The following is a 6,486-nucleotide window of genomic DNA, read 5'->3' on the forward strand; positions in this document are numbered from 1 at the left end:
GGAAAGAGATCAATCGTCGATCGCCGGCGTCAGTTCCAGCTCGGCCGGGGTCAGCCCCTGCCTCAGCTGGCTCAGCCGGAACTCGTCGACCCAATAGGCTTCGCCGTCGACCAGCACGCGAGCGCTGTAAGTGCCGCCGGAAAAGCGCTGCGCGGTGACATAGACCTTGTGGCGCTCGAGCGCGGACTTCACCGCGGCGCGGCGGGACTTTTCTCTGGAGACGGGACTGGCCATGGCCTCACTCGAACACGCTGCCGCCGAAGGATGCGGCTGTCACAAGCATGGCGGAGAGCGGAATGTGAGTCAATTTGGCCAGCGCAGGCCGCCCGCTCACCGCCCCGCCCGCAGCCGCCGCCAGCGCTGCATGAAGTCCTGCGCGAGCTTGAAGAGGCGCGGGTTGTCGCGCACGAAGGCGACGCCCCGACCGCGATACTTGATGGCGCCGCTCGCGGCCAGGCCCTTCAGCGTGATGCCGTAGCAAAGCTCGGACAGAACCGACTTCACCGCGCCCATATGCTCCTTGTAGCTCTGGTTGCCGACCGACAGGTCGAAATAGTCGAAGCCCTGCCCGCGGCCCCAGCGGATCAGCTCGCCCATGATGCACAGCCCGGGCGAAACGTTGGGCACCGCGGCCTGGTCGATCGCGACCAGCAGCGCATGCAGTGTGCCGAGATGGACCGCAAGGTACTGGACCGCGACCATGACGTCGCCGGCGCGCAGGCCGAAGACGCGTACCGAACCGTCCTTCAGACCGCGCTGCGCCGCGCTTCGGTAGAACTCGGCGACCGGCGGCCGCGCCAGGAGATCGAACCGGCCGAGCTCGCGAAAACGGCTGAGCCGCATTTCGACCAGCTTGCCGAAAATCGAGTCCACCAACGCCGGCGTGTCGGCTTCCACCAACGCCAGGCCACCATTGCGGTCCAGACGGCGCAGGTCCTTGTTGAGGGCCTTGACGAAGGACGGACGGCAGATGCGCTTGACGACGGTGTCGGCGTCGCCATCCATGGCGATGCCGTAACGGGAATGGATGGAATCGCGCGCCGGCGAAAGCAGCGCCAGGGGATTGGCGACGCCGCCGATCTCCTTCGGGATACCGGTGATGTGGATGCGGTCCGCCGGCGGCAGCACGGAAAGCACCGCCGCCCAGGCGGCCTCGGCGGACTGCCTTGTCCAGGGCGTGGCGTCGGCGAGCAAGGGTGCCGCGTAGTCGCAGACCCCGCAGCTCAACCACTCGACCACCCAATGGCCGAACGCGCGGCGCCGCATTAGCGGCACGAGCATGACCGGTTCGGCCGTCGCGGCGTCCCGCAATTCGACGATGGCCAGTTCGGCTTTCGGGGGCATGAGCCGCTCGACGATCCCCTCGGCCCAGGCGAAATGCTGGTGGCCGGTGCACACGCCGGTCGTCTCGAGACGCAGCCAGAGCGGCTTGGCCGTTTCGAGGCTGGTGTGCAACTGCGCCACGTAAGCGATGCCAGCGGCGCCGGCGTGCGGCGCGGCCTCGCCCTCGGCCAGGCCGGTCGTCATCGCGGCCATCGGCATTGCCTGGCTTGCCACATCATTCTCCTATCGTCTCTGCACGGCGAGCGTCGCCGCGCGGCGCCAGGCGCCGACCATCGTGGGGCGCTGCTCGTTGGGGTGCTTGAGGTTCCACATGCGGTTGGCCGTGAAATACCATGAGGCCACCAGCACGAAGGTCTCCGACACCGCGGCGCCGGCCAGCGCCCATGTCGACGGCGCGACGGCCAGCAGGATGCCGATCGTCGCCAGCCCGACGATCGCGCCGGCCATGGTGATGAAGGCGACGATGCGGAAATCGCCCAGAATCTCGAGGACCACGCGCGGCATCACATAGGCCATGATCGGCACGAAGTTGGCGATGGCGAAGAGCCCGATCAGGCCGACCGAGGCATGCTGCAGAGCCTGCGATTTGATCATCGGCAGGATGAACAGGACGCCGCAGCCATAGGCCAGGCTGCCGCAACCCATGACAAGCGCCCAGATCTTGGCCTGCGTCCAGACGCGGTCGAACTCCTTGTTGCGCACCAGCTTTGCAAGTTCCGGCTGCAGCATGTTCGAGAAGGCTAGACTGGAGATGCGCAGCGGCGCGAACAGCACCAGCACCGCCGCCAGCGGGGCGTAGGCGGCAGGCCCGGCGATGCCCGCGACCAGCAGCGCCAGGGATTGCCCCTGGATGTTGGTGGTGGTGGCGCTGAAGCCCGACCAGCAGAGCTGCGGCCAGAGCTTTGCATAGCGCCGCCAGGTCGGCGCGCGAAACGAGACGCGCAGCCTGCGGCGCGCCAGTTTCACCAGCACCGCGATGCCGACGATATTGGCCGCGGCAAGTGCGTAGAAAGTGGTCTGAAGCGCGTTGGCGAAGAACCAGATCGCCGCTGCCGCCAGCACTATGCCCGCGATCGTGAATGCGGCGTCGCTGATGGAGACGACGAGTTGCATGCGGCGCGCGAAGAATGCCGTACGCATATGGCTGCGCAGCGACCAGGCGCAGACGAAGCAGGCGGCGCCGATGCCGCTCGGGTCGCCCAAGAGGCGCATCAGCAGCCCCGTGCCCAGCCCCATCAGCAGCGCCACCACCAGCGCCGCCGATCCGAAGGTCATGTCATACGCGTCGACGCCGGCGCTGTTGGTGCTCTTGCCCATCCATATTGCGGCCGGAACGGCGGTGAGCGAGCGGATATAGGACAGGCCGACGCCGCCCATCACCATGGCCAGCGCGAAGAGGCCGTAACCTTCGGCCGACAGAAGATGCAGCAACGCGATGTTGAGGGCGAAATGGAAGCCGCTCTGCATCGCCTCGCCGCCGATCATCAGCATGAGGCGCCGCACCAGATGGGCCGGGAAGGTGAACTTCACGGGCTCGTCTCCGCCTCGCGGGCGACGCCCGCCCGTCCCCGCCGCGGCGGCGATATGCTCGCTGAAGAGCGTCTCGTAGCGCGTGCGGCCGGCGGCGGCGAAGCCGCGCCAGAGCTCCGGCCGCTGGATGATCTCGCTGAGCTTGCCGGCAAGGGCCTTGGCATCCCCCGGCGGCACATGCCAGCCGGTCTCGCCGTCGGCCACCACTTCCACCAGTCCGCCGATCGCCGACACCAGCGGCGGCCTGCCCCAGCCCATCGCCTCGATGGCGACGCGACCGAGCGATTCCGGGCGGCGCGACGGCACCGCCACGATATCCGCCCAGCGATAGTGGTCGGTCGGGTCGGAGACGAAGGGCAGCACCTCGACATGCCCTGTAAGCCCCATGCGCCCGACCAGCTCGGCGAGCGCCTGCTCGCGCTCGACGCTTTCGAAGGCGCCGCCGACGAGACGGACCTCGACGCGATTGCGCAACCCAGCGGGAAGCGAGGCGACTGCTTCGAGCAGCACCTCCTGCCCCTTGATGCGGTTGACGCGGCCAAGCAGCAGGACCCTGAGCGGGCGGCTGCCGTCATAGGTCACCGGCAGGGCCAGCGGCCCGGCGACGCCGTTATAGACGACATGCGTGCGCCGCCCCCTGGCATCGATGGCCGGCGGATCGCCGAACGTTGCGCGCGTGGCGCGCGAGTTGAAGATCAGGTCCGCACGGCTCCAGCGCATCAGGGCGACAAGCACCTTGCGCAATATGCGCTCGGGGATTTCGTGGATGTGCAGCAGCGCCTTGCGCGGCAAAAGCCGCGCGGCCAGCGCATAGTCGGCGATGATCGAGGTGTTGATATAGGTCAGGTCGCTGCCCCGCATGCGGCGCCAGGCGCGCCAGAGCGCCGCGGGCAGTCGCGCCATCTCGACGGTGGCGAGCCTGAGCATCGCCTGGCGCCTGAGCACCCAGAGCGGCTCGAACACGATGCGGCTGGCATGCGGCTTGAGGATCTCGACGATCGGCCCCTGGCGCGGCAGCACGACCTCGATCTCGGCGGCCGGAAACGCGGCGCGCAGCGCAGCCACGCTCTCGGCGAAGCTGCGGTCCGAACCATAGAGCTCGTAGCCCTGATGAACGCAGGCAATGCGCATCACTTTCTTTCCACCTGCACCTCGAGTCCGCTCGGCACCGGGCCCTTCAAGCGCGGAAGAAACTTCATGCCAAATCCGCACGCCGCTCCACCCAGCGGTGGCCACTGCAGGCCCGGGAGCAAGGATCGTGCCGGCTTCCTGATTGCCCTGCTGCGGCCCTGGTACCCGACCGTGCCCCGTATCGACACAGATACGTCGCGAAGGTTGACCGATAATGAAGCAAGCCCCGCGCTCTGAAGAGAAATTTTACACCTTCATGCGAGTATCCACCCTGGGGGTACCCCTGGCACGGAAGTTGCTGGGCGGTCATTGACATAGCGACAACCATGACCGGACCCCGGGGGAATCCTTTTATTTTGAAACCGGAACTATCTTCCAACCCGATCGAAAAGCCTTCGATCCTGATCCTGGGGACACGCGGCATTCCGGCTTCCCACGGCGGCTTCGAGACTTTCGCCGAGCGGCTGGCGCTTTTCCTGGCCGGACGCGGCTGGAAGGTCGGCGTCTATTGCCAGAAGGAAGTCGAGCGCGTCGGCCAAAGGGTGACGAGCGACACCTGGCGCGGCATCGAGCTCATCACCATCGAGGTCGCCTCCAGCGGGCCGCGCGCGACGCTGGAGTTCGACTGGCAATGCGTGCTCGATGCCGCCAGGCGCCCCGGCGTGTGCCTGGTGCTCGGCTATAACGGCGCGGTGTTCCTGACCTGGCTCAGGCTCATGCGGCGCAGGATCATCACCAATATGGACGGCATCGAGTGGCGGCGGCCGAAATGGGGGCCGGCGGCGCGCGCCTGGTTCTGGCTCAACGAATGGATCGGCGCCTGGCTGTCGCAACGGCTTATCGCAGACCACCCGGCGATCGCCGACCATCTGGCGACGCGGCGGCCGCACAGCGCCATCACCACCATCGCCTATGGGGCCGACCCGGTGACCTCGGCGCCGGAGGAACCCGTTCGCGCGCTCGGGCTCGAGCCCGGCAAATACCTGGTCTCGATCGCGCGCATCGAACCCGACAACAACATCCTGCCGATCATCGAAGCTTTCCGCCGCCGCGATCGCGGCGACATGAAGCTGGTGGTGCTGGGCACGCTCAACGACGAGATCCCCTACCATCGCGCCGTGCGCGAGGCGGCAGGCACCACGGTGATCATGCCAGGCGCGATCTACGACCAGGCGAGCGTGAAGGCGCTGCGCTACCATGCGCGCGCCTATATGCACGGCCACACTGTGGGCGGCACCAACCCCTCGCTGGTTGAGGCGCTGGCTGCCGGCAACATGGTGATCGCCCATGACAACCGCTACAACCGCTGGGTCGCCGGCGAGGCGGCGATCTATTTCAACGACACCGACAGCCTGAGCGCACGGATCGACACGGCGCTGGCCGACGACGCGCTGGTGGCGCGTTGCAGCAAGGCGGCGCGGGCACGCGCCCGCGAGGCCTTCCGCTGGGAAGACGTGCTCACCGCCTATGAGAAGGAAGCGCTGCGGCAGCTCGGCGGCGCCACCGCCGCGCCGGCGCAAGCCGACCGGGCCAAGCACGCATGACTGGGCACGCATGACTGGGGCACGCATGACTGGGCACGCATGACCGGCTGGTCTCGCCGCCGTCTGCTCGGCGCGGCGCTGGCCGTGGCGACGGCGCCGCTGGCGGTCCCGCCGCTCGTATCTAGAGCGCGCGCCGCCGGCGAATGGCCTTTCAGGCGCGGCGTCAACGCCTGGCCGTGGTTCGCGCTGACGCGCGAATACCCGGCGCCACGCACCGACTATGACTGGCCGCCTTTCCAGTCGCAGCGGCCGGTGCCGACGCCGGCTGACCTTGCCCGGCTGCGCGCCAGCGGGCTTGACTTCATCCGCCTGCCTGTCGATCCGGGCCCGTTTCTGGTCGCCGATGCGGACCGACGCGCCGACCTCATGGCGATGCTCAGTGCGGCGGTCGAAGCGGCTTTGGCCGCCGATCTCGGCGTCATCGTCAACGTGCAGGCCAATGGCGCCACCCATTACTGGAACCCCGAGCGCATGATTTCCAGCACCGGCGCGCCGGAATTCGCCCGCTACCGGGCCTTCGTCGCCGACGTGGCGGGCATGCTCAAGGACATAGCGCCCGGCAGGGTCGCGCTGGAGCCGGTCAACGAGCCGCCGCAGGACTGTTCCTCCGAGGTGTGGCCCAAGGTGCAGGCAGCGCTGCTGACCGCCGCGCGTGGCGCGGCGAAAGACCTACCGATCGTCGTCACCGGCGGCTGCGGCTCGATGGTGCGGGGCCTCACCGCGCTCGATCCGGCGCCGCTGGCGGAATTCGAGCCGATCCTGTTCACCTTCCACTTCTACGAACCCTACCTGTTCAGCCATCAGGGCGCGCCATGGATGCGCGAGCCGGTCTACCGCGCGCTGAACAACGTGCCGTGGCCAGCCTCGGCCGGCACATTGGAACAGACGCTGGCCTCGGTCCGGGCCAGGATGGCTGAGGATACGGAGAGGTCCGACG

5 protein-coding genes are annotated in these 6,486 nt (G+C 68.0%); 2 read left to right on the plus strand and 3 right to left on the minus strand.

The genetic code is table 11. From position 1 onward, the window contains the following. Window positions 1-9: 9 nt before the first annotated feature. The 3 genes from EOA27_RS16920 to EOA27_RS42140 all read right to left on the minus strand — a co-directional run bounded on the left by EOA27_RS16920 (window position 10) and on the right by EOA27_RS42140 (window position 4,005). The gene (locus EOA27_RS16920; RefSeq protein ID WP_126083307.1) at window positions 10-234 is read right to left on the minus strand and encodes a hypothetical protein; all 225 of its coding nucleotides are present in this window, start codon (window positions 232-234) and stop codon (window positions 10-12) included. A 96-nt stretch (window positions 235-330) separates the two neighbouring features. After that, complete coding sequence (locus EOA27_RS16925; protein ID WP_126083308.1) at window positions 331-1,557, minus strand: GNAT family N-acetyltransferase; 1,227 nt, start codon at window positions 1,555-1,557, stop codon at window positions 331-333. A 9-nt stretch (window positions 1,558-1,566) separates the two neighbouring features. Next, window positions 1,567-4,005 carry a glycosyltransferase gene (locus tag EOA27_RS42140; RefSeq protein WP_245491105.1) on the minus strand — a complete coding sequence of 813 codons (2,439 nt, stop codon included), beginning with the start codon at window positions 4,003-4,005 and terminating at the stop codon, window positions 1,567-1,569. A gap of 356 nt (window positions 4,006-4,361) precedes the next feature. On the opposite strand from EOA27_RS42140, the gene EOA27_RS16940 reads away from it, so the two are divergent. Together EOA27_RS16940 and EOA27_RS16945 are read left to right on the plus strand one after the other, a co-directional pair. Further along, window positions 4,362-5,549, plus strand: coding sequence for a DUF1972 domain-containing protein (locus EOA27_RS16940; RefSeq protein WP_245491106.1), 1,188 nt, complete (start codon window positions 4,362-4,364; stop codon window positions 5,547-5,549). A 39-nt stretch (window positions 5,550-5,588) separates the two neighbouring features. Next, the coding region (locus EOA27_RS16945; protein ID WP_127256742.1) for a cellulase family glycosylhydrolase at window positions 5,589-6,486 on the plus strand (898 nt) is incomplete at its 3' end.

Source organism: Mesorhizobium sp. M2A.F.Ca.ET.037.01.1.1, assembly GCF_003998075.1.
GTDB lineage: Bacteria > Pseudomonadota > Alphaproteobacteria > Rhizobiales > Rhizobiaceae > Mesorhizobium.

Coding starts and splice junctions, on each gene's coding strand:
- EOA27_RS16920 (WP_126083307.1), bottom strand. CDS start 234: ATGGCCAGTCCCGTCTCCAGAGAAAAGTCCCGCCGCGCCGCGGTGAAG.
- EOA27_RS42140 (WP_245491105.1), bottom strand. CDS start 4,005: ATGCGCATTGCCTGCGTTCATCAGGGCTACGAGCTCTATGGTTCGGAC.